25 protein-coding genes and 1 pseudogene are annotated in these 25,022 nt (G+C 67.6%); 20 read left to right on the forward strand and 6 right to left on the reverse strand.

The window, feature by feature from the left end:
• The coding region (locus A8G08_RS28260) for a helix-turn-helix transcriptional regulator (protein ID WP_281182133.1) at positions 1 to 980 on the forward strand (980 nt) is incomplete at its 5' end.
• 357 nt (positions 981 to 1,337) lie between these two features.
• Entirely contained in the window at positions 1,338 to 2,447 is a 1,110-nt protein-coding gene (locus A8G08_RS07865; RefSeq protein WP_068272409.1) for a flavin-containing monooxygenase, read from the forward strand.
• Here A8G08_RS07865 and A8G08_RS07870 read toward each other — a convergent pair.
• Positions 2,403 to 3,116, reverse strand: coding sequence for an NUDIX hydrolase (locus A8G08_RS07870; protein ID WP_068272412.1), 714 nt, complete (start codon positions 3,114 to 3,116; stop codon positions 2,403 to 2,405). The two genes, A8G08_RS07865 and A8G08_RS07870, sit on opposite strands and share 45 nt — an antisense overlap.
• A 77-nt stretch (positions 3,117 to 3,193) precedes the next feature.
• Between A8G08_RS07870 and nadA the strand changes: the two genes are divergently transcribed.
• The 3 genes from nadA to nadC are packed head-to-tail and all read left to right on the forward strand — an operon-like array spanning position 3,194 to position 6,665.
• The gene (nadA, locus tag A8G08_RS07875) at positions 3,194 to 4,249 is read left to right on the forward strand and encodes a quinolinate synthase NadA (RefSeq protein ID WP_157108459.1); all 1,056 of its coding nucleotides are present in this window, start codon (positions 3,194 to 3,196) and stop codon (positions 4,247 to 4,249) included.
• Entirely contained in the window at positions 4,246 to 5,817 is a 1,572-nt protein-coding gene (locus A8G08_RS07880) for an L-aspartate oxidase (protein WP_068272416.1), read from the forward strand. Before nadA ends, A8G08_RS07880 begins: the two co-directional genes overlap by 4 nt.
• Positions 5,814 to 6,665: a carboxylating nicotinate-nucleotide diphosphorylase gene (gene nadC / locus A8G08_RS07885; protein WP_245672719.1), complete on the forward strand. Its 852-nt coding sequence runs from the start codon at positions 5,814 to 5,816 to the stop codon at positions 6,663 to 6,665. Before A8G08_RS07880 ends, nadC begins: the two co-directional genes overlap by 4 nt.
• Positions 6,666 to 6,825: 160 nt before the next feature.
• On the opposite strand, the gene A8G08_RS07890 is transcribed toward nadC, so the two are convergent.
• Positions 6,826 to 7,974, reverse strand: a complete 1,149-nt coding sequence (locus A8G08_RS07890) for a thiolase family protein (RefSeq protein WP_068272417.1) — start codon at positions 7,972 to 7,974, stop codon at positions 6,826 to 6,828.
• A 157-nt stretch (positions 7,975 to 8,131) separates the two neighbouring features.
• Between A8G08_RS07890 and A8G08_RS07895 the strand changes: the two genes are divergently transcribed.
• From A8G08_RS07895 to hisB, 4 genes are read left to right on the forward strand one after another with little or no spacing between them, the layout of a single operon-like run.
• Positions 8,132 to 8,647, forward strand: a complete 516-nt coding sequence (locus tag A8G08_RS07895) for a flavodoxin family protein (protein ID WP_068272418.1) — start codon at positions 8,132 to 8,134, stop codon at positions 8,645 to 8,647.
• Between the two features lie 60 nt (positions 8,648 to 8,707).
• On the forward strand, positions 8,708 to 10,054 hold the full coding sequence (hisD, locus tag A8G08_RS07900) for a histidinol dehydrogenase (protein WP_068272421.1): 1,347 nt from the start codon (positions 8,708 to 8,710) through the stop codon (positions 10,052 to 10,054).
• A complete protein-coding gene (locus tag A8G08_RS07905; protein ID WP_068272422.1) occupies positions 10,051 to 11,175 on the forward strand; it encodes a histidinol-phosphate transaminase in 1,125 nt (374 codons plus the stop codon). Before hisD ends, A8G08_RS07905 begins: the two co-directional genes overlap by 4 nt.
• A gap of 2 nt (positions 11,176 to 11,177) precedes the next feature.
• Complete coding sequence (gene hisB / locus A8G08_RS07910; protein WP_068272423.1) at positions 11,178 to 11,798, forward strand: imidazoleglycerol-phosphate dehydratase HisB; 621 nt, start codon at positions 11,178 to 11,180, stop codon at positions 11,796 to 11,798.
• Positions 11,799 to 11,811: 13 nt separating this feature from the next.
• Here hisB and A8G08_RS07915 read toward each other — a convergent pair whose 3' ends face one another.
• Entirely contained in the window at positions 11,812 to 12,675 is an 864-nt protein-coding gene (locus tag A8G08_RS07915) for an LLM class flavin-dependent oxidoreductase (RefSeq protein ID WP_068272425.1), read from the reverse strand.
• A 109-nt stretch (positions 12,676 to 12,784) separates the two neighbouring features.
• Between A8G08_RS07915 and A8G08_RS07920 the strand changes: the two genes are divergently transcribed.
• Together A8G08_RS07920 and hisH are read left to right on the forward strand one after the other, a co-directional pair.
• Positions 12,785 to 13,951: an MFS transporter gene (locus A8G08_RS07920; RefSeq protein ID WP_245672720.1), complete on the forward strand. Its 1,167-nt coding sequence runs from the start codon at positions 12,785 to 12,787 to the stop codon at positions 13,949 to 13,951.
• 7 nt (positions 13,952 to 13,958) lie between these two features.
• Positions 13,959 to 14,588 carry an imidazole glycerol phosphate synthase subunit HisH gene (gene hisH, locus A8G08_RS07925; protein WP_068272428.1) on the forward strand — a complete coding sequence of 210 codons (630 nt, stop codon included), beginning with the start codon at positions 13,959 to 13,961 and terminating at the stop codon, positions 14,586 to 14,588.
• 12 nt (positions 14,589 to 14,600) lie between these two features.
• Here the strand turns inward: hisH and A8G08_RS07930 are convergent, their stop codons facing one another.
• The gene (locus A8G08_RS07930) at positions 14,601 to 15,956 is read right to left on the reverse strand and encodes a DUF2786 domain-containing protein (protein ID WP_245672721.1); all 1,356 of its coding nucleotides are present in this window, start codon (positions 15,954 to 15,956) and stop codon (positions 14,601 to 14,603) included.
• A gap of 68 nt (positions 15,957 to 16,024) precedes the next feature.
• Between A8G08_RS07930 and priA the strand changes: the two genes are divergently transcribed.
• The 3 genes from priA to hisF are packed head-to-tail and all read left to right on the forward strand — an operon-like array spanning position 16,025 to position 18,358.
• Positions 16,025 to 16,759: a bifunctional 1-(5-phosphoribosyl)-5-((5-phosphoribosylamino)methylideneamino)imidazole-4-carboxamide isomerase/phosphoribosylanthranilate isomerase PriA gene (gene priA, locus A8G08_RS07935; RefSeq protein WP_068272433.1), complete on the forward strand. Its 735-nt coding sequence runs from the start codon at positions 16,025 to 16,027 to the stop codon at positions 16,757 to 16,759.
• Positions 16,760 to 16,763: 4 nt separating this feature from the next.
• Positions 16,764 to 17,588 (forward strand): inositol monophosphatase family protein, encoded by an 825-nt coding sequence (locus tag A8G08_RS07940; protein WP_068272436.1) that lies wholly within the window; start codon positions 16,764 to 16,766, stop codon positions 17,586 to 17,588.
• Positions 17,585 to 18,358, forward strand: a complete 774-nt coding sequence (gene hisF, locus A8G08_RS07945) for an imidazole glycerol phosphate synthase subunit HisF (protein ID WP_068272437.1) — start codon at positions 17,585 to 17,587, stop codon at positions 18,356 to 18,358. Before A8G08_RS07940 ends, hisF begins: the two co-directional genes overlap by 4 nt.
• On the opposite strand, the gene A8G08_RS07950 is transcribed toward hisF, so the two are convergent.
• Positions 18,351 to 19,178, reverse strand: coding sequence for an alpha/beta fold hydrolase (locus tag A8G08_RS07950; protein WP_068272439.1), 828 nt, complete (start codon positions 19,176 to 19,178; stop codon positions 18,351 to 18,353). The two genes, hisF and A8G08_RS07950, sit on opposite strands and share 8 nt — an antisense overlap.
• 61 nt (positions 19,179 to 19,239) lie before the next feature.
• On the opposite strand from A8G08_RS07950, the gene A8G08_RS07955 reads away from it, so the two are divergent.
• The 5 genes from A8G08_RS07955 to A8G08_RS07975 all read left to right on the forward strand — a co-directional run bounded on the left by A8G08_RS07955 (position 19,240) and on the right by A8G08_RS07975 (position 23,816).
• A complete protein-coding gene (locus tag A8G08_RS07955) occupies positions 19,240 to 19,701 on the forward strand; it encodes a MarR family winged helix-turn-helix transcriptional regulator (RefSeq protein ID WP_068272440.1) in 462 nt (153 codons plus the stop codon).
• A 34-nt stretch (positions 19,702 to 19,735) separates the two neighbouring features.
• Positions 19,736 to 20,074 carry a phosphoribosyl-AMP cyclohydrolase gene (gene hisI / locus A8G08_RS07960; protein WP_068272441.1) on the forward strand — a complete coding sequence of 113 codons (339 nt, stop codon included), beginning with the start codon at positions 19,736 to 19,738 and terminating at the stop codon, positions 20,072 to 20,074.
• Positions 20,075 to 20,104: 30 nt separating this feature from the next.
• Positions 20,105 to 21,700: a helix-turn-helix domain-containing protein gene (locus A8G08_RS07965; RefSeq protein ID WP_068272445.1), complete on the forward strand. Its 1,596-nt coding sequence runs from the start codon at positions 20,105 to 20,107 to the stop codon at positions 21,698 to 21,700.
• 99 nt (positions 21,701 to 21,799) lie between these two features.
• Positions 21,800 to 22,885, forward strand: a complete 1,086-nt coding sequence (locus tag A8G08_RS07970) for a class I SAM-dependent methyltransferase (protein ID WP_068272448.1) — start codon at positions 21,800 to 21,802, stop codon at positions 22,883 to 22,885.
• 154 nt (positions 22,886 to 23,039) lie between these two features.
• Positions 23,040 to 23,816, forward strand: a complete 777-nt coding sequence (locus A8G08_RS07975) for a dioxygenase family protein (protein WP_068272450.1) — start codon at positions 23,040 to 23,042, stop codon at positions 23,814 to 23,816.
• 121 nt (positions 23,817 to 23,937) lie between these two features.
• Here A8G08_RS07975 and A8G08_RS07980 read toward each other — a convergent pair whose 3' ends face one another.
• The gene (locus tag A8G08_RS07980; RefSeq protein WP_068272453.1) at positions 23,938 to 24,396 is read right to left on the reverse strand and encodes a peroxiredoxin; all 459 of its coding nucleotides are present in this window, start codon (positions 24,394 to 24,396) and stop codon (positions 23,938 to 23,940) included.
• Between the two features lie 56 nt (positions 24,397 to 24,452).
• Between A8G08_RS07980 and A8G08_RS07985 the strand changes: the two are divergent.
• A pseudogene (locus A8G08_RS07985) lies at positions 24,453 to 25,022 on the forward strand (anthranilate synthase component I); the annotation flags it as partial.

The raw sequence follows: 25,022 nt of genomic DNA on the forward strand, positions 1-25,022 counted from the left end.
TCGACCGTGCGCGCGAATGGTCCGGCGCGCTCGCCCGGTTCTGCGACCGGCAGCCCGATCTGGTGCCGTACTCGGCGGCCTGTCAGGTGCACCGCGCGGAAATCATGTGCCTGCGCGGTGATTGGACGGACGCGGTGACGACGGCAAACCTGGCGTGCGAACGATCCACGCTGTCCACCGACCAGGTCTCGGGGGGAGAAGCGCTCTATCTGCTCGGCGATCTGTACCGGCTGCGCGGAGATCTCGCGGCGTCGGAAGAGGCCTATTGGCGGGCCAGCGAGCAGGGCCGCGAACCCCAGCCCGGGTTGGCCTTGCTGCGACTTGCTCAGGGGCAGAACGAGACCGCGCAGCGCACGATTCGCAGGCTGTACCAGGAGGCGCAGGAACGGCCGGTGCTGCGGACGAACGTGCTGATCGCATTCGTCGAGATTGCGATCGCTGCAGGTGATCTCGATGACGCAGGCCGCGCAGCCGAGGAACTAGCTTCGTTAGCAAGACAATTCGACGCACCGTACCTGCATGCTGCAGCGGATCATCGTGGGGGCGAGGTAATGCTCGCGCGCGGCAAGATCGGCCCCGCATTGGCGCGGCTGCGCCGGGCGCAGGAATTCTGGCGCAAGCTGGGTGCCACCTACGAGGCGGCGCGGGTGCGCGAGCTCATCGGTCGCGGTTGCGCTGCACTCGGCGATGATGATGCCGCTGCCCTCGAATTCGCCTCGGCACTAGGCACTTTCGAAGCACTCGGTGCCGCTCCGGATGCGTCGCGGCTGGCCCCGGCGCCGGTCGCCGGGCTGCTCACCGCGCGTGAACTCGACGTGCTGCGAGAAGTGGCGGCCGGGCATACCAACCGCGAGATTGCTACTTCGCTGTTCCTCAGCGAGAAGACGGTGGCGCGGCACCTGAGCAATATCTTCACCAAACTCGGACTCAAGTCCCGCGCGGCGGCGACAAGTTATGCCTACGAGCACGGCCTGCTCTGATCGGGCACCGAGCACGGCCTGCTCTGATCGGGCACCGAGCACGGCCTGCTCTGATCGGGCACCGAGCACGGCCTGCTCTGATCGGGCACCGAGCACGGCCTGCTCTGATCGGGCACCGAGCACGGCCTGCTCTGATCGGGCACCGAGCACGGCCTGCTCTGATCGGGCACCGAGCACGGCCTGCTCTGATCGGGCACCGAGCACGGCCTGCTCTGATCGCGCGCCGGGGCGCGTTTCGTTAACGCCTCGCCAGCGGTTGCGCAGAAATACCCATACCTGCCGGTACTGGATGGGTATTTCGCCCGACGCGGTGCGCACCTCCCGATTTCTACCGTCGATGTAAGGAAGGGAGTCGTCATGAACATCACCCACATCGACACCATCGTCATCGGGGCGGGCCAGGCCGGACTGTCCACTGCCTACCACCTGCAACGCCGCGGGCAGGAGTTCCTCGTTCTCGAATCCAATAACCGGGTCGGCGACGTGTGGCGGAAGCGATTCGATTCGCTGCGGCTGTACAGCCCGGCGAAGTACGACGGTTTGCCCGGCTGGGGCGTGCCCGCGGCCGACTGGTCGTGGCCGAGCAAGGACGAATTCGCCGATTACCTCGAGGCGTACGCGACACGTTTCGACTTCCCGATTCAGACAGGGGTATCGGTGCAACGGCTACGCAAGAACGGCGACGGGTACTTGATCGACTGCGACGATCGAAAGTTCAGCTGCAACAACGTCGTCGTCGCCACCGGCGGCTGGCAGACTCCGAAGACCCCGGAGTGCGCCAAGGACGTGGATTCTTCTGTGCGCCAGATGCATTCGAACGACTACCGCAATCCGAGCCAACTCCAGGACGGTCCCGTGCTCGTGGTTGGGCTGGCGCACAGCGGCGGTGACATCGCTCTCGACGTCTCCGCGACCCATCAAACAATTGTCGCGGGACGGGTGCACGGTGAGCTTCCCTTCAATATCGAGGGGCCGGTCGCACACATCGCCATGCCGATCATGTGGTTCGCGGCCAACCATGTGCTCACCGAGCGGACCCCGCTCGGCCGGAAGGCTCGCCCGCACATTCGCGCCGGCGGCGGCCCGCTGTTGCGCGTGAAGCGGCAGCACTTGACCGCGGCCGGCGTCGAGCACATCGAGCAGCGGGTCGTCGGTGTCGTTGACGGCAAGCCTCAACTGGACGACGGGCAGGTCCTGGACGTGCGCAACATCGTCTGGTGCACCGGCTTCGTCAAGGACGTCAGCTGGATCGACTTCGACGTCATCGGCGAGGACGGCTGGCCGGTCCAACAGCGCGGAGCCTCGCCGGACCATCCCGGCCTGTACTTCGTCGGACTGCCCTTCCAGTACGCGTTCGCATCGATGCTGGTCGGCGGTGCAGGACGGGACGGAGGCCGGGTCGCGGCCCGGATCGCGCGCGAATCAGCCCGGCGGGCGAAGCGCCGCGAACTCGTCGGTAACGCGTAGCGCGGTGTCGCTGAACCGGTAGAGCGCAGCGGGACGACCGCCATTGGGACCGGAGGATGCGGTCGTCCCTGTCGGGAGCAGCACCTGTCGACGGGTGAGTACCCGCTGAAGGTTGGTCGTGTCCACCTCGTAACCCAATGCAGCGCAGTAGATTTCGCGCAACGTTGACATCGTGAACTCGGCGGGCGACAGCCCGAAAGCGATATTTGTGTAGGAGAGCTTCGCGGCCAGGCGAGTACGCGCGTATTCCACCACGATGCCGTGGTCGAACGACATCTCAGGCAGCCGCGATACCGGGTGCCAGTGGGTGTCTTCGGGCAGCTGCGGGTCGGCGGTCAGGGGCACCAGGCCGAGGAAGGTCGAGGCGATCCGGCGCGGGGGACCGGGAACCCGATCCGGGGCGCTGAATACCGAGAGCTGTTCGAGATGCGACAGCTTGCGAACATCGACTTTTTCGGCCAGCTGGCGGTGCGCGGAGGTGGGCAGATCCTCGTCGTTGCGCAGTGTGCCACCGGGGAGCGACCAGGTACCACGCTGCGGGTCCATCGCGCGCTGCCACAGCAGAACCGCCAGCTCAGGGTGCCCATTGCCGGTCGCCGCGGTGGCGTCGAAGTGACGCACCTGGAACACCGCGGTGAGCGATTCGTGAACGGTGCTAGTATGTGGCATGTTTTCGATTCTAAGTCGAAAACTCCGATAGGGGCTAATCGGACATCCGGCCGATGGCGCTGGGAAGGAATCTCGACATGGCGACGCCGACATTGGAACGCATCCACAACGGCGCAGAGGGGTACACCGGCATCGCCGCCACCCCCGAGTGGGCCGAGGAGATCAAACGCCTCGCCCGGGAGCGCAATGCCACGATCCTGGCGCACAACTACCAGCTGCCCGAGATCCAGGACATCGCCGATCACGTCGGTGACTCGCTGGCTCTCTCCCGAATCGCGGCCGAGGCGCCCGAGGACACCATCGTCTTCTGCGGCGTGCACTTCATGGCCGAGACGGCGAAGATCCTGAGCCCGGACAAGACGGTGCTGATTCCGGACGAGCGCGCGGGCTGCTCGCTGGCCGATTCCATCAACGCCGACGAGCTGCGCGCCTGGAAGGCCGAGTTCCCCGACGCAGTCGTGGTGTCCTACGTGAACACCACGGCCGAGGTGAAGGGTCTCACCGACATTTGCTGCACCTCGTCCAACGCGGTCGACGTGGTCGCCTCGATCGACCCGGACCGCGAGGTGCTGTTCCTCCCGGACCAGTTCCTCGGTGCGCACGTCAAGCGCGTCACCGGTCGCGAGAACATGCAGATCTGGGCGGGCGAGTGCCACGTGCACGCCGGCATCAACGGTGACGAGCTCACCGAGCAGGCCCGCAGCCACCCGGACGCCGAACTGTTCGTGCACCCCGAGTGCGGCTGCGCCACCTCGGCGCTGTACCTCGCCGGCGAGGGCTCCTTCCCCGCGGACCGGGTTCACATCCTGTCCACCGGCGGCATGATCGACGTCGCCAAGGAGGTGCAGGAGCGGCGCTTGCAGAGCGACCCGAAGGCGCCGTCGACGCAGGTCCTGGTGGCGACCGAGGTCGGCATGCTGCACCAGCTGCGCAAGGCGGCGCCCGGCATCGACTTCCAGGCGGTCAACGACCGCGCGTCCTGCAAGTACATGAAGATGATCACCCCGGCGGCGCTGCTGCGTTGCCTCACCGAGGGTGCCGACGAGGTATTCGTCGATCCCGATACCGCGGCTCGGGCGCGTTCGTCCGTGCAGCGGATGATCGCGATCGGTAACCCGGGCGGAGGCGAGTGACCGGGGTCCGCAGATCGGCCTCCACCTGGGAGGCCGATGCGGACCTGGTCGTAATCGGCGGCGGAGTTGCGGGGCTGACCGCTGCGCGGACTGCCTCGCTGCTCGGGCTGCGCGTACTGACGCTCAGCAAGGGCGGGCCCACAGACACAGCGACCCAATATGCGCAGGGCGGCATCGCCGTCGTGGGCGACATCGATGACACCGAGGACGCGCATGCCGCGGACACGATCGCGGCGGGTGCTGGGCTGTGTGATCCGGAGGCGGTGAAGTCGATCGTCGGCGCGGGCCGGCACGCGGTGGGCATCCTCACCGACCTCGGTGCGGTCTTCGATCAGGGCGGCGATGGAGCGGTGCTGCGGACCCGCGAGGGCGGGCACAGCACGCGCAGGATCATTCACGCGGGCGGCGACGCCACCGGCGCCGAGGTGCAGCGCGCCCTCGGCGCGGCTGGGATGCCGGTGCTGTTCGGTGCTGCGGCCGCGCGCGTGGTGGCGTCCGTCGACGGCGTGCAAGGCGTGATCGCGTTGTCGGACAACGGTTTCGGAGTTATCCATGCGCCTGCCGTGCTCTTGGCGACGGGTGGATTCGGGCAGTTGTATGCGTGCAGCACCAACCCGGCCGGCGCCACCGCGGACGGTATCGGGCTCGCGCTCTCCGCGGGTGCCATGGTCGCGGATCTCGAATTCGTCCAGTTCCATCCGACGGTTCTCTTCGCCGCCGGTGGGCTCGGGCGGCGGCCACTCATCAGTGAGGCGGTGCGTGGGGAGGGTGCGCGGCTCGTCGATGCCACCGGTGCGGGCGTCACCGAAGGCGTGCATCCGCTCGGAGATCTCGCGCCGCGTGATGTCGTGTCGAAGGCAATCGCCGAACGGATGCGTGCAACGGGCACCGATCACGTCTATCTCGACGCGCGGGGAATCGGCGGCTTCGCGAAGCGATTCCCGACGATCACCACGTCCTGTCGCGAAGCCGGAATCGATCCGCGCCACGATCTGATCCCGGTCGCACCCGCGGCGCATTACCAATGCGGCGGCGTGGTCACAGACCTGTACGGGCGTACCGATGTGCCCGGCCTGTACGCCGCGGGCGAGGTTGCCCGCACCGGCCTGCACGGCGCAAACCGCTTGGCGTCCAACAGCTTGCTCGAGGGCTTGGTCATCGGCGAGCGTGCCGGCGCTGCGGCGGCCGAACGCCGCGAAGTCCGGGCGGAGGTGCTCGACACCGTCTTGTCGCCCCAGCCGGTGCTGCCGCGCGCACAGGTGCAGCAAGCGATGACCGCCCACGCCGGTGTGGTGCGCGACGGCGCGGGGCTCGATCTCGCCACGGCGGAGCTCGCGCACGCCGCTGGGTCCGTGCCGGGAGATATTGCTGCACTGGAGGATTCGGCGCTCACGGTCACCGCGCAGGCGCTCGTGCTCGCGGCGCGGCTGCGCACCGAGAGTCGCGGTTGCCACACCCGGGCGGACTACCCCGACGCCGACGATTCGCAGCGCCGCAGTATTGCTGTGCGGCTCACCACCGACGGCGTTCTCGCCGCGACCGACCCCCGATTGGCAGGAGTGCTGTGAACGACCTCGATCGCGACGAACTGCTCGCGCTCATCCGCACTGCGCTCGACGAGGATCTCCGTTACGGACCGGATATCACCAGTGTGGCAACGGTTCCCGAGGATGCGAGCGCGAAAGCTGCGGTTGTGTCCAGGGTGCCGGGTACGGTCGCGGGCATCGATGTCGGCCTGCTCGTGCTCGACGAGGTCATCGGTGCCGGCTCCTACGAGGTGCTCGACCGGGTCCAGGACGGCACCCGCGTCACGCCCGGTCAGAGCGTGCTCACTGTGCACGCGCCGACCCGCGGACTGCTGACGGCCGAGCGGACCATGCTCAACCTGATGTGCCATCTCTCCGGCATCGCGACCGCGACCGCGGCCTGGGTGGACGCCGTCGAGGGAACGAACTGCCGAATCCGCGACAGCCGCAAGACATTGCCGGGCCTGCGCGCGCTGCAGAAGTACGCGGTTCGCGTCGGCGGCGGGGTCAACCACCGGATGGGTCTTGGTGACGCGGCGCTGATCAAGGACAACCACGTCGTGGCCGCGGGATCGGTTGTCGCCGCGCTGCGGGCGGTGCGCGAGCTGAACCCTGACATCGAGTGTGAGGTCGAGGTGGACAGCCTCGAGCAACTCGACGCGGTGCTCGACGAGGGCGTCGATCTGGTGCTGCTCGACAACTTCCCGCTGTGGCAGACCCAGGCTGCCGTGCAGCGGCGGAACACGAAATCGCCGAGGACCAAGCTGGAATCCTCTGGTGGCCTGACCCTCGACGTCGCCGCGGACTACGCCGGCACCGGTGTCGACTTCCTCGCCGTGGGTGCGCTCACCCATTCGGTAGGTGTGCTCGACCTCGGCCTCGACATGTAGCTCGATCGCCCAAACGGGTGCAAATTGTGTTCGGGGGGCCAAGATTTTGCACCCACAAACACATTTCGCACACGGAATTGTTTCAAACGAGTGCAGAACTTGTTCGCGGGAACGAAGTTTCGCCCCCACGAACAAGTTTTGCTCTCGTGAAGCGTGCCGATCAGACGTCGAGCAGTTCCACGATCGTCGCGTTGGCGGTGCCGCCGCCCTCGCACATGGTCTGCAGACCGTAGCGAATCCCGTTGTCGCGCATGTGGTTGATGAGCCGCGTCATCAGGATCGCGCCCGACGCACCGAGCGGGTGGCCGACCGAGATGGCACCTCCGAGCGGGTTCACCTTGTCGAGGTCTGCGCCCATTTCGGCCTGCCACGCCAGCACCACCGACGCGAACGCCTCGTTCACCTCGAATGCGCCAATGTCGCCGATGCTCAGGCCCGACTTGGCGAGCACCTTCTGCGTCGCCGGGATCGGGCCGGTAAGGACGAGCTTCGGGTCAGCGCCCGATACCGCGCCCGTGTGGTAGCGCGCAATCGGCTTGAGCCCGAGCGCCTTCGCCTTCTCCGGGGTGGTCACCAGCAGCGCGGCCGCGCCGTCGGAGATCTGCGAGGAGTTACCCGCATGGATCCAGCCGTTCTCGCCGGACACCGACTTCAGGCCGGACAGCGAGTCCACGCTGGTGCCGCGGCGCAGGCCCTCATCGACGCTGAACGCGCCGTTCGGGGTATCCACCGAAACCGTCTGCGAGCCGAAGACACCCTTGTCGATGGCTGCGGCGGTCAGCGCATGCGAGCGCGCCGAGTACTCGTCGAGCGCGGCGCGCGACATGCCCCACTGCTCGGCGATCAGCTGCGCGCCGGTGATCTGGTTGAAGTCGGCGTCGGGGTAGCGCTTCTTCGGGGCCGGGCCGTACGGCTCGCCGGATGCGCGCGTCGCGCCGAGCGGCACGCGGCTCATGGTCTCCACACCACCCGCGACGACCAGTTCTTGCTGGCCCGACATCACCGCGAACGCGGCGTGGTCGAGGGCCTGCTGGCTCGAGCCGCACGCACGGTTGATGGTGACCGCCGGCACCGTCTCGGGCCAGCCCGCCGCCAGCACGGAGAAGCGGCCGACATTGCTCGACTGGTCACCGACCTGCGTGACGCATCCCCACTGCACATCGTCGATGTCGACGGGATCCACCCCGGTACGCCGGACGAGTTCGTTCAAGACGATCGCGGACAGGTCCGTCGCGTGCACGTCGGCGAGTGATCCGTTGCGCTTGCCGATGGGGGTGCGGACGGCCTCGACGATCACGGCTTCAGGCATGGAAGCTTCCTACTTTCATGAGGTGATTAGCGCCACTGGTACCGACAGTAGCGAAGGGGTGCCGAAGGGCCTTTCCTGCGTCACCTTTTGGCCCTTTCGTGACGGACATCACTGGAGCACGCTCTAGGGGAGGAGATGAAGAAGGAGGAGGTGCGGAATGCGCACCCTGGTCGTTTTCGAATCGATGTTCGGCAACACCGAAAAGATCGCAGACGTGATTGGTGAAGAGTTCAGTAATCTCGGTCCCGTCACGGTGGCCAATGTGGATGACGCGCCGCTGCTCGTGGACGACGTCGATCTGCTCGTGGTCGGTGGGCCGACGCATGTGTTCGGTCTGAGCAGGCCGCAGACCCGCGACGACGCGGCATCGCGCGTTGCGTCGGCCACGGTGAGCAACCGCGTCGGGCTGCGGGAGTGGCTCGACCGCGTGTCCTCGGCAGAGCCGTACCCCAGAGCGGCGTCGTTCGGCACCCGTGCGGACAAGCCACGATGGCTGACCGGATCCGCGGCCCGGGCGATACGCCGGCGGCTGCACCGGATCGGCTTCCGGATGGTCGGCAAGCCAGGAGATTTCAAGGTCACCGGCATGCTCGGTCCGCTGGCGACCGGAGAGTTGGACCGCGCCCGCGACTGGGCCCGCGAACTCACCGGCACCGTGGCGGCGGTCGGGTGATCGGAGTGCGCGGTTTATCCTGGATAATCGGTGTTGTCAATACCGATAGAAGGGATCGCCGTGCCTGCCACCGAGCTCGCCCGCATCGATTTGCGTGGGCGTACGCCGTCCGCCGCTGAACTCCGCGCCGCCTTGCCGCGCGGCGGTGTTGACGTGGACTCGGTGTTGCCCCATGTGCGCCCCCTCGTTTCCGAGGTTCGGGAGCGGGGCGCCGAGGCCGCGCTCGAATTCGGCGAGAAGTTCGATGGCGTTCGTCCGGCGACTGTCCGCGTCCGGCGCGAGGAATTGAAGAAGGCGCTCGAGGCGCTCGACCCTGCGGTGCGGGCTGCGCTCGAGGAGTCAATCCGTCGGGCGCGCAAGGTGCACGCCGATCAGCGTCGCACCGACACCACCACCGAGGTCGTTCCCGGCGGCATCGTCACCGAGCGGTGGGTTCCGGTTGAGCGTGTCGGCCTTTACGTGCCCGGCGGCAACGCGGTCTACCCGTCGAGCGTCGTGATGAACGTGGTCCCCGCACAGCTGGCCGAGGTCGGCTCGCTGGTTGTGGCCTCCCCGCCGCAGAAGCAGTTCGACGGACTGCCGCACCCGACGATCCTGGCCGCCGCCGAGCTGCTCGGAGTCGACGAGGTGTGGGCCGTCGGCGGCGCACAGGCTGTCGCGCTGCTCAGCTACGGCGGCACCGACACCGATGGCGCCGACCTGATTCCGGTCGACATGATCACCGGTCCGGGCAACATCTATGTCACCGCCGCCAAGCGGCTCTGCCAGGGACTCGTCGGCATCGACGCCGAGGCCGGGCCGACAGAAGTGATGATCCTTGCCGATGACAGCGCCGATCCGGTGCACGTCGCGGCCGATCTGATCAGCCAGGCCGAGCACGACGTACTCGCGGCGAGTGTGCTCGTCACCGATAGTGAGCGCCTCGCGGACGCGGTGTGCGAAGAGGTGACCGTGCAGGTCGCCGCCACCAAGCACTCCGAGCGTGTTGCAAAGGCACTCGCCGGGCCGCAGTCGGGCATCGTGCTCGTCGACGACATCGCGCAGGGCCTGAAGGTAACCAACGCGTATGCCGCCGAACACCTCGAGATCCAGACCCTCGACGCGGCCAAAGTGGCCGCGCGGGTCAGCAGCGCGGGCGCGATCTTCGTCGGCCCGTGGGCGCCGGTGAGCCTTGGCGACTACTGCGCCGGGTCGAACCACGTGCTGCCCACCGCCGGCTGTGCGCGCCACTCATCGGGGCTGAGCGTGCAGACCTTCCTGCGCGGCATCCACGTCATCGAGTACTCCGAGGCCGCGCTGCAGGACGTGGCGCCGCACGTGCTCGCGCTGTCCGAGGCAGAGGACCTGCCGGCACACGGTGCTGCCGTGCGCCTGCGCTTCGAGCCGCTGAATCCGGAGGCGAAGTGAGCATCCCGCCGGGCGCCCGGGTCGGGCTGGAAGATTTGCCGCTGCGGGACAACCTGCGCGGCAAATCCCCTTACGGCGCACCGCAACTCGCGGTGCCGGTACAGCTGAACACGAACGAGAACCCGCACCCGCCGACGCAGGCGCTGATCGATGATGTGGCCGAATCCATTCGGTCGGCCGCCATCGAACTGCACCGGTACCCGGACCGTGATGCGGTGGCGCTGCGCACCGACCTGGCCGCGTACCTGACCCGGCAGACGGGTGTCGCGGTGACCGCTGCGAATGTGTGGGCGGCCAACGGCTCCAACGAGATTCTGCAGCAGCTGCTGCAGGCCTTCGGTGGACCGGGACGCAGCGCGCTCGGCTTCGTGCCGTCGTACTCGATGCACCCCATCATTTCCGAGGGCATCGACACCGAATGGGTGGAGGCCAAGCGCGCCGCCGATTACTCCCTCGATGTGGACTATGCGGTCGCGACACTTGCGGAGCGTCGCCCCGACGTGGTGTTCGTGACGAGTCCGAACAACCCCACCGGGCACAGCGTTCCGCTGCCCGAGCTGGAACAGATCATCGAGGCCGCGCCCGGCATCGTTGTGGTCGACGAGGCGTACGCCGAGTTCTCCGCGCTCCCAAGTGCCGTCGAGCTCATCGACAAGTACCCGACCAAGGTCGTGGTGTCGCGGACCATGAGCAAGGCGTTCGCGTTCGCCGGAGGTCGGCTCGGTTACCTGGTTGCGGCACCGGCGTTCATCGACGCGCTGCTGTTGGTCCGGCTGCCGTACCACCTGTCGGTGGTGACGCAGGCCGCCGCGCGTGCGGCGCTGCGGCACGCCGACGAGACGCTCGGCAGCGTGCACGAGCTGTCCCGCGAGCGTGACCGGGTCGCGGACCGGCTGGCCGAACTCGGCTACACGGTCGTGCCGAGCGATGCGAACTTCCTGTTGTTCGGGTATTTCGCTGACGCACCGCGCGCGTGGCAGCACTATCTCGATGAGGGAGTGCTCATTCGCGATGTGGGTATTCCCAAGCACCTGAGAGCGACAATCGGACTGGCCGCCGAAAACGACGAGTTCCTTCGCGTCAGCGAGAAACTCGCGAGCACCGAACTGGAGGCACGGTAAGCATGGTTTCCGCACCGCGAACTGCCCGCGTGGAGCGCACCACGAAGGAATCGAACATCGTGGTCGAGCTGAACCTCGACGGCACCGGCGCTACCGACATCTCGACCGGTGTGCCGTTCTTCGATCACATGCTCACCGCGCTTGGCGCGCACGCCAGCTTCGATCTGCTCGTGCACGCCAAGGGTGACATCGAGATCGAGGCGCACCACACAGTCGAGGACACCGCGATCGTGCTCGGCCAGGCGCTGCGCGAGGCGCTTGGTGACAAGGTCGGGATCCGTCGCTTCGGCGACGCGTACATCCCGATGGACGAGACGCTCGTACATGCCGCCGTCGACGTGTCCGGTCGGCCGTACTGCGTACACACCGGCGAGCCGGACCACATGCTGCACGCGCTCATCGCGGGCTCGCCCGGTGCGCCGTACTCGACCGTGATCAACCGGCACGTGTTCGAGTCGATCGCGCTGAACGCGCGTATCGCCCTGCACGTTCGGGTTCTCTATGGCCGCGATCAGCACCACATCACCGAGGCGGAGTACAAGGCTGTCGCACGTGCGTTGCGCACGGCCGTCGAGGACGATCCGCGGGTGAGCGGTATCCCGTCCACGAAGGGCGCCTTGTAAGGCGACCACGTCGTCAGAGGCGGGGCGGGCCCTGACGGACTTTGTCGATCAGCCCTTCGGGCGTGGCTGACGACGGGTCCCACCAGGACTCGATCCACCATGTGGCCCCGGCGTCGGCCATGGTCCGCGCGTGCGCGGCGGCCTTCGCGGGATCGGCGTCGAGCCGGCCCTGGGCAATCACCTCGAACGGGCCGGCGTCCGGACCGCGCTGTTTCTGGATCCAAGCGACGAGCTCGCGGATCTCCTCCGGTCCGGCCTCGGCATCTTCGGGCGATTCGCCCCGCACCTGCGGAACGATGCCGTTCCAGCGCAGTGCTCGCCGAAGACTCTTCAGGGGCGGATGCGTGGCGTCCCACACGGCCACCGGCCACACCGGGATGTGTCCTCGCACCGGTGGCAGCGGGAACTGAAACTCACCGGTGCGCAGCTGCGTGCCGTCGTAGGTGAATGTCTCACCCGACCACGCGCGCGCGAGCCACGCGAGTATGTCGTCGAGGAGGACGGCTTTGTCCCGCAGCTCGAACGCCTGACCCGGCACCGAAACGAACCCGCGATCGTTTGCCACCCCGACGCCCACCGGCAGCACGAGGCGTCCGCCGGAGAGCTGGTCGACGGTGAGGGCCCGTTGGGCGAACTCCCAAGGCCGGTGCCGAGGAGTCGCGAAAACCATCGCGCCGAGTGTGATGCGCTCGGTCACCGCTGCGGCGGCGGCAAGCACACCGAACGGGTCCCAGGTCGCCATCGTTTCGAAACCGGGTTCGTCCAGGCTGATCGCGTCCCACGTGAAGAACCCGTCCCAGCCGCAGCGCTCACACTCGCGCGCGAGTTGCACGTGCTGTTCGACCGAGCCGAAACTCCCGACGAATCCGAACTTCATCGCACCTCCCGAATCGCTGTCATCACCCAGCTCGACGGTACGGCGACGGCGTAGTCGTGGTGTCCGATTACCCTGGAGGAGTGGAGACGAGCCGCAGTACGACCCGAGGGTGAGCGGCATCCCGTCCACCGAGGGCGCGGCAACTCCGCTCCGTTCGGTCGCGGGACTACCCGCCACTTTCGCCGTCAGTTTCGCGGCGTTCGCCGGGTGGTCGCTACTGCTCGCCGTTGTCCCGCTCGCACTCTCGGAGGCGGGTGCGTCCGATGCGTTGGCCGGCGCGAGCACCGGTGTGTTCATGGCGGCCACGGTCGCTGCGCAGCTGCTTGCGCCGCGACTGCTGCGCACGGCCGGATACCGGCCGGTGCTGGCGAGCGGCTGCGTCCTGCTCGGTATTCCGGCACTCGTACTGCTGTTCACCGTCGCGCCGGTCCCCACGCTGTTGGTGTCGGCGGTGCGCGGCATCGGGTTCGGCTTGCTCACTGTCACCGGCAGCGCGCTCATCGCAGAACTGAGTCCGCCGGAGCTACTGGCCCGCGCAAGCGCAGCACAAGGGGTGGCGGCGGGGGCGCCGCAGATCGTGGCACTCCCGGGCGGAGTCCTGATCTACGAATATGTCTCGCCTGCAATGGTATTCGCGCTCGGAGCGGCCATTCCGATTGTCGCGACGGCCGGCGTGGCGTTTCTGCCCTCGCTACGTGCGGCCGCACTGTCGCCGGGCCGGCGTGCCGGGCTGTCGGTGTGGACGATCGCTGTGCCGGTTGCCGCGATGGTGGTCGTTGCGGCCGCGTTCGGCGGACTGTCCGCACTGCTGCCGATCGCGACCGAGGACGCCGCGGCGGCGGCCGGAGTCGCGCTCGCGATCCAGGGCGTCACCACGATGGCCGGCCGCTACTGGGCGGGCCGGTTGTCGTCCCGCTTCCGGCCCGGCCGGTTGCTGCTGCCCGCGCTGAGCGTCGCAGTCATCGGCCTCGTGTTGATTGCGTCGGCGCTCGGTCCGGTATTCGAACCCGTGCCGCTGCAGATCGGTGCTGCGCTGTTCGGTCTGGGCTTCGGCATCTGCCAGAACGACAGCCTGGTAGCAATTTTCGCGATTGCCGGCCGACGGCGGCTTGCTGCCGCGAGTGCCGCTTGGAACATCTCGTACGACGCCGGTACCGGGCTCGGGTCGTTCGTGCTCGGCGCGGTCGCGACCGCACTCGGGTACGTCTGGGTGTTCGCCGTCGCGGCAGTTGCGGTCGTTTTGGTGCTGCCGTTTACGCTGAAAGCGTGGAGATGAGCCGCTCGTGAAGACAATCGCCTTGCTCGACTACGGGTCGGGGAACCTGCATTCCGCTGAGCGCGCGCTGGCGCGTGCGGGCGCGGACGTGGAGGTCACCGACGACCCGGCGAAGGTGCTCGCCGCCGACGGGCTCGTGGTGCCCGGTGTCGGCGCGTTCGCCGCGTGCATGTCCGGACTGCTCGGTGTGCACGGCGAGCGGATGATCGGGCAGCGCCTCGCGGGTGGCCGCCCGGTCCTCGGCATCTGCGTCGGCATGCAGATCCTGTTCGAGCGTGGCGTCGAGTTCGGTGTGGAGACCGACGGCTGCGGTGAGTGGCCGGGCACGGTCGAGCGGCTGCAGGCCCCGGTCCTGCCGCACATGGGCTGGAACACCGTCAAGGCGCCGGAGGACAGCGTGCTGTTCGCCGGTCTCGATGCCGATACGCGGTTCTACTTCGTGCACTCCTATGCGGCGCAGGAGTGGACGCTGCCGCCCTCGGAGGTGCTCGCCCCGGCGAAGCTGACGTGGTCCGAGCACGGTGCGCCGTTCCTCGCCGCCGTCGAGAACGGGGCGCTCTCGGCGACCCAGTTCCACCCGGAGAAATCCGGCGACGCGGGCGCACAGCTCCTGCGCAACTGGGTCGAGTCGATCTGAGCCGACCGCGAGTCAGTGGTTGCCGAAGTGGGCTCGGTCGGCGGCTTGGGTGCCGGCGTCCCAGCCTTCGGCGCTGCGGATGGTGATGCCACGGGTGCGGACGGTCGGGAAGTAGGTGTCGAAGGCTCGGTCGACTTGTTGCTGGTGGGAGGCAAGGATCGGGAGGAGTTGGGCGGGGTCGGATTCGGCGATGGTGGCCTCGGCCGCGGCGGCGAGGCGTTCGCCGATGCGGGTGGCGTAGGCGGTGAGGAAGGCCTTGCGGTACGCGCGGGAACGGGATTCCTCGCTGTCGGCGGCGGTGTCGATCATCGTGCGGGTGGCTTGGACGAGCAGCGAGGTCGTCAACAGTTCGACGGCGTCGAGGTCGGTTTCGTCGCCGACGACGGTGACGAAACCCCAGTCCGACACGAAGATGGCGCGGCAGCGGTTGGCTCTGGTGACCATGTCGATCAGGAGGGCTTTGGCTTCGGTGTAGGGGGTATCGAGCCAGATGCGGCGGGCGGCGGGGAGGTCGGCCGCCGCGGTGCTGGCTTCGAGCAGAACACGGTCGATCGCGTACTTGGTCATCAGTTCCTGGGCCTTGGCCGAAAGTGATTCCGCTTCCTCTCCGAACGTGGTCGACTCGGCCTTCGCGAGCAGACCGCGAACCCGGCCGAGGGTCTTCTCGTCCACGACGTGGTGCGATGTGTGCGTGCGTGCGGTGCCGGGAAGCGGGCGGATCAGTCCGAGTTTCGGTAGCTGGATCAGCAGGGCCAAGGCAGCGACGACCGAGGCCAGCGCTTCATGGCCGGTGAGGAGTGCGCGATCGGCCCACTGCGTGAGGTGTTCGCGCTCGGTGTCCCACCAGCAGGTGGCCGCGAGTCCGTCGAGTTGTTCCTGCCATGTCTCGTCGATGGATTCGGGTGCGAACGGCGCGCAATGGTTGGCCATCACATCGGTCAGATAGGCCACCGCGAAGTTGTCGACGCGGCGTCGCGCGGCCTGATGAACATCCATCGGTAGCCAGCCGAACTCGAAGGCCTGCGCGACAAGTCGACTGCTCGCCATCTGGACGGCCTCGGCTACTTCCGGCGCCGGTCGGCCCGAATCGGCGAGGTGGTTGATCAACTTTCGGACCCCGATCCGGTCGCCCTGCGTCGAGATCACCGCTGCCGTCGCGATCGCCTCGGCTATCCGGGCCGGATCGTTCGACAGGGCGGCGGCATCCAGCGTCGGACCGGGTACGGCCTTGCGTCCGGTACGGCGTCGGCGATTCTGTTTGCCCACAGTGCGGGCGTCCTCTCGATCGAGGCCACCGCGGCGGTGACCGGTGCGGTGGCAGCACGGTGTCCATGTCGCCAACGCCCGATTGTCCAGGCCGGTCGACATTGGAGCGGGTGTGGGTCATGCCCGCCCGCGGGCGGCGAAGCTGCGCAGGTCAAGTAGGCTCTTTCCACGTGAGCCTGGTCCTTTTGCCTGCTGTCGATGTTGCCAATGGTGAGGCCGTCCGCCTCGTACAAGGAGAGGCGGGCAGCGAAACCAGCTACGGCTCGCCGCGTGATGCCGCGCTGGCGTGGCAAAACGATGGCGCCGAGTGGGTGCATCTCGTGGACCTGGACGCCGCCTTCGGCCGTGGCTCGAATCGTGACCTGCTCGCCGAGGTTGTCGGCGAACTCGATGTGAAGGTCGAGCTATCCGGGGGCATCCGCGACGACGAATCGCTGCGCGCTGCGCTCGCCACCGGTTGTGCCCGCGTGAATCTCGGCACCGCCGCGATCGAAGATCCCGAATGGTGCTCGCGGGCGATCGCCGAGCACGGCGACCGCATCGCCGTAGGCCTCGACGTCAAGCTGATCGACGGCCAGTGGCGCCTGCGCGGCCGCGGTTGGGTGAGCGACGGCGGCGACCTGTGGGAGGTGCTCGAGCGCCTCGACCGCGACGGGTGCTCGCGCTACGTCGTGACCGACGTGAGCAAGGACGGCACCCTGAACGGGCCGAATCTCGATCTGCTGCGCGAGGTCTGCGCCGCCACCGACGCTCCGGTTATCGCCTCCGGCGGTGTCTCGGCACTCGACGACCTGCGGGCGATCGCGGGTCTGGTGAACGAGGGCGTGGAGGGCTCGATCGTCGGAAAGGCGCTCTACGCCGGGCGTTTCACCCTGCCCGAGGCGCTCGCCGCGGTAAGCGGTTGATCCGATGGCCTCGGACTCGCCGGAGTCGCTGCTCGGCATCGCCAGTGGTCTGCTCGACGAGGCCAGCGCCCGGTTCATAACGGGTGTCGGCGCCCCGAGCGCGGTTACCAAGGGCAATAACGACTTCGCAACCGAACTCGACCTCGAGCTGGAGCGCACACTTTCGGCAGGTCTGCTCGAAAGCACCGGGATTCCGGTGCACGGCGAGGAATTCGGTGGCCCCGAGCTGACCAGTGGGCGCGTGTGGGTGATCGACCCGATCGACGGCACCTACAACTACTCGGCCGGGTTGCCGCTCACCGGGATGCTGCTTGCGCTCGTCGAGGACGGCAAGCCGGTGGTCGGCCTGACCTGGCTGCCGCTGCTCAGCGAGCGGTTCGCGGTCGCCAAGGGTGGGCCGATGCTGCGCAACGGCGAGCCGGTTCCGCAACTGGCTCCGGCTCGGCTCGCGGACTCGATGATCGCGTTCGGCGCGTTCAATGTCGCCAGCCGTGGCCGGATTCCGGGCCGCTTCCGCTTCGATGTGCTTGGCGAGCTGAGCCGGCTGTCGTCCCGGGTGCGGATGCACGGTTCTACCGGCATCGACCTCGCCTACACCGCGGCCGGCGTGCTCGGCGGCTCGATCGTATTCGGCTACCACGCGTGGGACAACGCGGCGGGCGCGTTGATGGTCGAGGCCGCGGGCGGTGTGGTCACCGATCTCGCCGGCGAACCGTGGACAATCGAATCGGGCTCGGTGCTCGCGGCGGCGCCCGGTGTGCACGAAGAGCTGTTGGAGATGATCGCCTCGGTTGACGAGCGCGAACGAAACGGAGAGGTGTCGGCGTGACGCTCGCAGTACGAGTGATCCCGTGTCTGGACGTGGACGCGGGACGCGTGGTCAAGGGCGTCAACTTCACCAACCTGCGTGACGCCGGCGACCCGGTCGAACTCGCTGCCGCCTACGACGCACAGGGCGCCGACGAGCTCACGTTCCTCGACGTCACCGCGTCGACGGCCGACCGCGGAACCATGATCGACGTGGTTACCCGAACGGCCGAACAGGTCTTCATTCCGCTCACCGTCGGTGGCGGTGTGCGCAGTGTCGCCGACGTGGACCGGCTGCTCCGGGCGGGTGCGGACAAGGTGTCGGTGAACACCGCCGCGATCGCCCGGCCCGAGTTGCTGCGGGAACTGAGTGAGCGGTTCGGCTCGCAGTGCATCGTGCTGTCCGTGGATGCGCGGACCGTCCCGGAAGGCAGTCCGGCGACACCGTCGGGCTGGGAGGTGACCACGCACGGTGGCCGCCGCGGTACCGGCATCGACGCGGTCGAGTGGGCCGAGCGCGGCGCCGAACTTGGCGTTGGCGAGATCCTGTTGAACTCGATGGACGCCGACGGCACGAAGGCCGGTTTCGATCTGGCGATGATCCGCGCGGTGCGTGCCGCGGTGGACGTCCCGGTCATCGCCAGCGGTGGTGCCGGCGCGGTCGACCATTTCGCACCCGCAGTCGAGGCCGGAGCCGACGCAGTGCTTGCGGCCAGCGTGTTCCACTTCGGTGACCTACTCATTCCGCAGGTCAAGGACGCGATGCGCGACTCCGGCATCGTCGTCAGATAGCGCACTCCGCCCAGAAATCGAGAACGAGGCGTTCCACCCTTGGTGCGTCCGTAAGCAGCGGCGCGACGTGTCCCGCTCCGGCGACCTCGTCGACGCGCGCGTTTGGCATCGTCGCTGCGGCGGCACGGGCCTCGGGCGGCTGCCAGCCCGTCGAATCGTCGCGTGCGCTGAGCATGAGCGTCGGTATGTCGATCCGCGGCAAGAGATGCTCGATGCCGGTGCGGTCGAGCATGAGCCCCTTCATCGCGTGCATCATGGACGGTCGATGCGCGAGGCGGAACGCATCCATGATTCGTTCCGCCTGCTCGGGATTCGACCGGGCGGCGTCCCGACCCAGTAGTGCGTCGGTAAGCGTCCGCATGATGAACCGGTTCGGGCCGGCGACGCGATAGAGCTGCACGAGCGGAACGATCTTTGTCGCGCGCTCGCGTCGGTTGATTGCACGCACCGGAGTACCGATCGTCACCAAGCTGCGTAGCAGCTTCTCGGGCCGCGCCGCGAGCTGGAGCCCGACGTGCCCGCCCCACGCATTGCCGACCCAATCGACCGGTCCGTCGATCCCCAACTCGGACAGGATTCCGGGCACGAAATCCGCGCAGTCTGACGTCGAAAATGGTTGTGCGACATGGTCGCTGCGGCCGTGGGCGGGGCCGTCGATCACGATCACGCGGCGATGGCGGGCGAACTTGGCGATCAGGTCACCCCATGACGCCGAATCCACAAACAGGCTGTGCCACAGCACTGCAGGCGGTCCATCACCGCACTGCTGGACGTAGAGCTTGCCGAGTGGGGTCTGCACGAACGAACTTTCGACGGACATGGCCGCCTCCTGATTTAATTCGGAAACCGAAACTTCGGTAACCGTAGTATTCTCCAGCTGTATGGCGACGTCAAGGGATCTGCCGGCGGAACGACTCGCAGTCGGGCAATTGCTCCTGCGCTTGCTGCGCGAATTTCGGCGGGACCTGTTGTCGCCGGCAGCAGAGGCTGGCTACGGCGATGTGCGGGATCCGCATATGCAGATCTTCGGCAATATCGGCACTGGTGCGAGGCTGACCGAGATCGCATCCCGTGCCCAATTGAGCCTCGCCGCGACGTCCGAATTGGTGAACGACCTCGAGTCGCTCGGGTACCTGCGGCGCCGGAACGACCCGACCGACGGGCGCGCGAAACTCATCGAGCCCACCGAGCGCGGCAGCCGTGTGCTCGCTGACGCGGCGAATCGGGTGGCCGATATGGAGCGGCGCTGGGCGGATGTGGTCGGGCAGGAGCGTTTCGACGAGATGTGCCGCACTATGCAGGAGTTGCTGGACGCGACCGACCCCGGCGACGCCCGCCGCTGATCGGGCACAGCCGCTGACCAGGTAACTTTGAGTCATGAGCCTCGATCCGGATATCTCCGCACGACTGAAGCGAAACGAGGCCGGCCTGGTCGCCGCGGTCGCGCAGGAGCGCTCGACCGGCGACGTGCTGATGGTCGCCTGGATGGACGACGAGGCGCTCGCCCGCACCCTCGAAACACGCAAAGCGACCTACTACTCGCGCTCGCGCCAGCAGTACTGGGTAAAGGGCGAGACCTCGGGCCACACGCAGTACGTGCACGAGGTGCGCCTGGACTGCGACGGCGACACGCTGCTCCTGATCGTGGATCAGGAGGGCGCGGCCTGCCACACGGGCACCCACACCTGCTTCGATTCGGACATACTGCTCACGTGAGTGCCAAGGCCGTGTCGGGCCGGTGAGTCGATGGACGAGTCGCTCGAACAGGGCCGCGCGGCATACCTGCGCGGCGAGTGGCACGACGCATACGAGGCGCTGAGTCGCGCCGCGTCCACGGCGCCATTGCAGGTGGAGGATCTCGAGGCGCTTGGCGAATCTGCCTGGCTGATCGGCAAGGCGAAGCGCAGCATCAATGCCGCCGAGGACGTGTACACCCAGCTGCTGCGCGCGGGTGAGGACGTTCGAGCGGGCACCAAGGCGCTCGAGGTGTCGTTGCTGTGGGCCAACCGCGGCGACCTCACGCTGGCGTCGGGGTGGCTGAATCGCGCGCGCCGGGATCTAGGCGCGCACGATGGCCCCGCTCGCGGGTATCTGGCGTACCTCGAGGCGATGCTCGCGCTCGAACTCGGTGACCCCACGCCCGCGCAGGACCTAGGTGTGCGGCTGCAACACGATGCCGTCCGGCTCGATGCGCCGGTGCTCGCGTCGCTCGGCCTGGTCTTGAGTGGCCTGGCCGAGATCAGTAGTGGCAGAACGGGATTCGCGCAGCTCGATGAGGCGATGCTGCCCATCCTGGCCGATCGGGTGCCGCGGTTGTGGGCAGGCGACGTCTACTGCGTGGTGATTCACTACTGCCACCGACTGGGCGACCTGGCCCGCATGCGGGCCTGGACCGACGCCATGTCGCGCTGGTGCGAAACCCTCGCGGCGGAGAAGACGTACACCGGCGTGTGCCGGGTGCACCGGCTGGAATTGGCGGCCTACGACTCTGCCGTCACCGATGGCGAAGCGCAATTGCGATCGCTGTGTACCGAGCTCGCCGAGGCGAACGTCTGGGTCGCCGGGGCAGGATGGTACGCACTCGGTGAATTGCGCAGGCGGCGCGGCGATCTCACCGGAGCTGCCGAGGCTTACGAGCAGGCCCGCTCGCTCGGCTCCGAACCCCAACCAGGTGAGGCGCTGGCGTGGTGCGCCGCTGGGCGGGTGGAGCCGGCGTACCTCGCGCTGCGTGCCGCGGCGGAGAGTGCGGATCCGCTCTCGCGGGTTCGATTCCTGCCCGCGCTCGTGGAGGTCGCGCTGATGCGCGACGCGATCGCCGAGGCGGAACGATTCAGCGCCGAACTGGCCACCGCCGCAGCGACATACGGGAGTGTCGGATACCGCGCGTGGGCGCGGCAGGCGCGCGGGGCGGTGAGTTGCGCGAACGGCGATTTCGCTGCGGCCGTTCCCGACCTGCTGGAGGCGATCAAGATCTATCGCGAACAGCATGCGCGGTACGAGACCGGGCGAGTTTACGAATGGCTCGCGCGGGCACACCGGGAACTCGGAGATCCGGAACTCGCCGATGCCGATCTCGCCACCGCGTTGGCCATCTACCGACAGGTCGGTGCCGAGGCCGATGCGCGGCGACTGGACTCGGGGACATTCGCTGGCGGACTCACGGGCCGCGAGGCCGAGATACTGGCGCTGATTGCCGCCGGCGCGACCAACCGGGAGGTTGCTGCGACCGCGTGCATCAGCGAAAAGACCGTCAGCAGGCATCTGGCCAACATCTTCGCCAAGATCGGCGTTTCGTCCCGGACCGCGGCGGCCGCGTGGGCTCGCGAGCACGGCATCGTCTAGGACGTGTTCTGGGTCTGCACCATTTGCCCCATCCATGGGAAGCGAAGACACACAATTTTCCCGATGCGATGTCTACCTGCGGTTTCTTACGTTTGTTGCATGACAGCCCTCAGAGAAACCTCATTCGATCCCGCCGCCGCCGAGCAGTTCGGCGAGCAGGTGATGTCCACGCTGAACCAGGCCTCCATCGCACTACTGCTCTCCATCGGGCACCAGACCCGATTGTTCGACACGATGGCCACCCTGCCGCCGGCAACGAGTGCGCAGATCGCCGACGCCGCGGACCTGCGCGAGCGCTACGTCCGCGAGTGGCTGGGTGGACTGGCTACCGGCGGCATCGTCGATTACGACGCTGCCACCGATACCTATTCGCTGCCCGCGGAGCGTGCCGCGGTGCTCACCCGCGCGGCCGGGCCGGACAACCTGGCCCGACTCGCGCAGTACATTCCGGTGCTCGCCGAGGTGGAGCAGGACGTCGTCGACTGCTTCCGCCACGGCGGCGGGGTGCCCTACAGCAAGTTCCCACGCTTCCACGCGATCATGGCCGAGGAGAGCGGCCAGATATTCGACGCGGCCCTTATCGAGGGCATCCTTCCGCTGGCTCCGGGTCTGACCGACCAACTGCGTCACGGGGTCGCGTTGGCCGATTTCGGTTGCGGCAGTGGGCATGCGATAAACCTGATGGCGCGCGAATATCCGGAGAGCACCTTCACCGGCTACGACTTCTCCGCCGAGGCAGTCGCACGCGGCCGCGCCGAAGCAACCGACTTTGGCGTCACCAACGCCGCCTTCGTGGAACAGGACGTGGCGCAACCAGTCGCGACACAACGATTCGACGCGATCACCGCATTCGACACGATCCACGATCAGGCACATCCGGCAGCCGTGCTCGCCAATATCTACACCGCGCTGAAGCCCGGCGGGGTGTTCCTGATGGTCGATATGAAGGCGTCGAGCCACGTCGAGGACAACAAGGCGCTGCCGTGGGCATCGTTCCTCTACACCGTCTCGACGATGCACTGCATGACCGTTTCGCTCGCTCTCGACGGGGACGGCCTCGGCACCGTGTGGGGTGAGCAACTCGCGCTGCGCATGCTCGCCGATGCCGGCTTCGCCGACGTGCAGATCGCGGACGTCGAGTCCGACCCGTTCAATACCTATTACATCGCCCGGAAGTCGGACTGACGGCGAGACCGTCACCGCGCACCTGTTGGAAGGAGCGCGCATGGCCAGACATGCGCGACGACACCAACAGGTGCGCGGCCGCGCGGAATAGTTAGGTGCGCCCACGGCGTTGTGAACACCCAAGTGATCAAAGTTTCAACATCGGGGAGTCGCCATGACCGCAATGCCCGCGCTGTACCTGAGCCACGGTGCGCCACCGCTGGTGGATGACGCGCGCTGGGTGAGCGAGCTGGCGGCCTGGTCGAAGGAGTTGCCCAAGCCGTCCGCAATCCTCGTGGTGTCCGCGCACTGGGAGTCGGCACCGCTGACGATCGGCGCCACAACCACCGGTACCCCGTTGACCTATGACTTCGGGGGATTCCCGCAGCACTTCTACGAGGTCACCTACGTCTCACCGGGCGCGCCCGAACTCGCGCGCAAGGTCGCCGCGCTCATGCCCGACAGCGAGCCGGTAGCGCATGACGAGACCCGCGGGCTCGATCACGGCGCGTATGTCCCGCTCACCGTGATGTATCCGGACGCGGACGTGCCGGTGCTGCAGATCTCGATGCCGACCCTGGACCCGCAACGGCTGCTGCACCTCGGAGAGCGCCTGCGTCCGCTACGCGACGAGGGCGTGCTGATCATCGGCTCCGGCTTCACCACGCACGGCCTGCCGTTCCTGACCGACCCGACGCCGAACGCGGCGGCCCCGACCTGGTCGAAGGAATTCGACGCATGGGCGGGGGAGCGATTCGCTGCCGGCGACCTCGACGGTCTGATCGACTTCCGCGCGAAGGCGCCGGGTATGCCCTACGCACACCCGACGATCGAGCACTTCGCCCCGCTGTTCGTCACCCTCGGCGCTTCCGGCGACCCGGAACAGATACCGCAGCAGGTGATCGACGGTTACTGGATGGGCCTATCCAAGCGCTCCATCCAGGTCGCCTGACCGGCCCAGTCACCCGATAAATGGATGAACAACGGAAGATTCGTTGCGTTAGACGGAGTGAACGCTTCCGTTCACCCCTCGTGAACGCACCAAAAGTTCCGCTCACGAGGGGTGAAGCGGATCAGCGGTTACGCAGTGCGGCGAGCGCCTCGTCGGCGTGCACGTTGGCCTTGAGCTCGCCGGTGATCACCTTGAGCACCTTGCGATCGGTGTCGATGACGAAGGTCTGGCGCTTCACCGGCGTGAGCTTGCCGAGCAGCCCGCCCTTCTTCACGCCGAACTTGTCGGCGACCGAGCCGTCGACATCCGACAGCAACGGGTAGTCGAAGCCCTGCTTGGCGGCGAAACCGGCGAGCACGTCGGTGCTGTCGGTGCTGATACCGACCCGCACCGCGCCGACGGCTGCGAAATCACCGGCGAGGTCGCGGAAGTGACACGCCTCCTTGGTGCAGACCGGCGTATTTGCCGCCGGATAGAAGAAGAGCACCACGGGACCGTCGGCGAGCAGCGCGGTGAGCGACCGCTTCGTGCCGGTGTGGTCGGGGAGTTCGAATTCGGGTGCGAGTTCGCCTGCCTTCATGCACGCCAACGTACCGGTGCGCAGGCGCCGCTGGAATGGCTGGGATGATGGTGTCCATGCATGGCGAGTCCACGACGCTTCCGCCCGCCCCGCCTTCCGTCTCGACCGGCGACTCCACCACCACGTTGGAGCAGTTCAGGTTGCTTGCCGCGCAGCATCGGGTGGTTCCGGTGACCCGGAAGGTGCTGGCGGACTCGGAGACTCCGCTGTCGGCCTATCGCAAGCTCGGAGCCGATCGCGCTGGCACGTTCCTGTTCGAGTCGGCCGAGGTCGGGCGGTCCTGGTCGCGTTGGTCCTTCATCGGCGCCGGCAGCCCGAGTGCGCTCTCGGTTGTCGATGGTGAGGCGGCATGGCTGGGCGCCACCCCTGCCGACGCCCCGTCCGGCGGCGATCCCCTCGCCGCCCTCGGTGCCACGCTCGCACTGCTGGAGACCGAGCGCCTGCCCGACCTGCCTCCGCTGACCGGCGGCATGGTCGGCTACCTCGGCTACGACATGGTTCGGCGGATCGAGCGGCTGCCTTCGCATGCGGCCGATGATCTGCAGGTGCCCGAGATGGTGATGCTGCTCGCGACCGATCTCGCCGCGTTCGACCATCACGAGGGTGCGATCACGCTTATCGCCAAC

This window comes from Aldersonia kunmingensis (assembly GCF_001646865.1).
Lineage (GTDB): Bacteria > Actinomycetota > Actinomycetes > Mycobacteriales > Mycobacteriaceae > Aldersonia > Aldersonia kunmingensis.

Bases quoted from the DNA above. Each gene is read 5' to 3' on its own strand.
- A8G08_RS07865 (WP_068272409.1), top strand. From the start codon at position 1,338: ATGAACATCACCCACATCGACACCATCGTCATCGGGGCGGGCCAGGCC.
- A8G08_RS07870 (WP_068272412.1), bottom strand. From the start codon at position 3,116: ATGCCACATACTAGCACCGTTCACGAATCGCTCACCGCGGTGTTCCAG.
- nadA (WP_157108459.1), top strand. From the start codon at position 3,194: ATGGCGACGCCGACATTGGAACGCATCCACAACGGCGCAGAGGGGTAC.
- A8G08_RS07890 (WP_068272417.1), bottom strand. From the start codon at position 7,974: ATGCCTGAAGCCGTGATCGTCGAGGCCGTCCGCACCCCCATCGGCAAG.
- A8G08_RS07895 (WP_068272418.1), top strand. From the start codon at position 8,132: ATGCGCACCCTGGTCGTTTTCGAATCGATGTTCGGCAACACCGAAAAG.
- hisB (WP_068272423.1), top strand. From the start codon at position 11,178: ATGGTTTCCGCACCGCGAACTGCCCGCGTGGAGCGCACCACGAAGGAA.
- A8G08_RS07915 (WP_068272425.1), bottom strand. From the start codon at position 12,675: ATGAAGTTCGGATTCGTCGGGAGTTTCGGCTCGGTCGAACAGCACGTG.
- A8G08_RS07930 (WP_245672721.1), bottom strand. From the start codon at position 15,956: ATGTCGACCGGCCTGGACAATCGGGCGTTGGCGACATGGACACCGTGC.
- A8G08_RS07940 (WP_068272436.1), top strand. From the start codon at position 16,764: ATGGCCTCGGACTCGCCGGAGTCGCTGCTCGGCATCGCCAGTGGTCTG.
- A8G08_RS07950 (WP_068272439.1), bottom strand. From the start codon at position 19,178: ATGTCCGTCGAAAGTTCGTTCGTGCAGACCCCACTCGGCAAGCTCTAC.
- A8G08_RS07955 (WP_068272440.1), top strand. From the start codon at position 19,240: ATGGCGACGTCAAGGGATCTGCCGGCGGAACGACTCGCAGTCGGGCAA.
- hisI (WP_068272441.1), top strand. From the start codon at position 19,736: ATGAGCCTCGATCCGGATATCTCCGCACGACTGAAGCGAAACGAGGCC.
- A8G08_RS07965 (WP_068272445.1), top strand. From the start codon at position 20,105: ATGGACGAGTCGCTCGAACAGGGCCGCGCGGCATACCTGCGCGGCGAG.
- A8G08_RS07970 (WP_068272448.1), top strand. From the start codon at position 21,800: ATGACAGCCCTCAGAGAAACCTCATTCGATCCCGCCGCCGCCGAGCAG.
- A8G08_RS07975 (WP_068272450.1), top strand. From the start codon at position 23,040: ATGACCGCAATGCCCGCGCTGTACCTGAGCCACGGTGCGCCACCGCTG.
- A8G08_RS07980 (WP_068272453.1), bottom strand. From the start codon at position 24,396: ATGAAGGCAGGCGAACTCGCACCCGAATTCGAACTCCCCGACCACACC.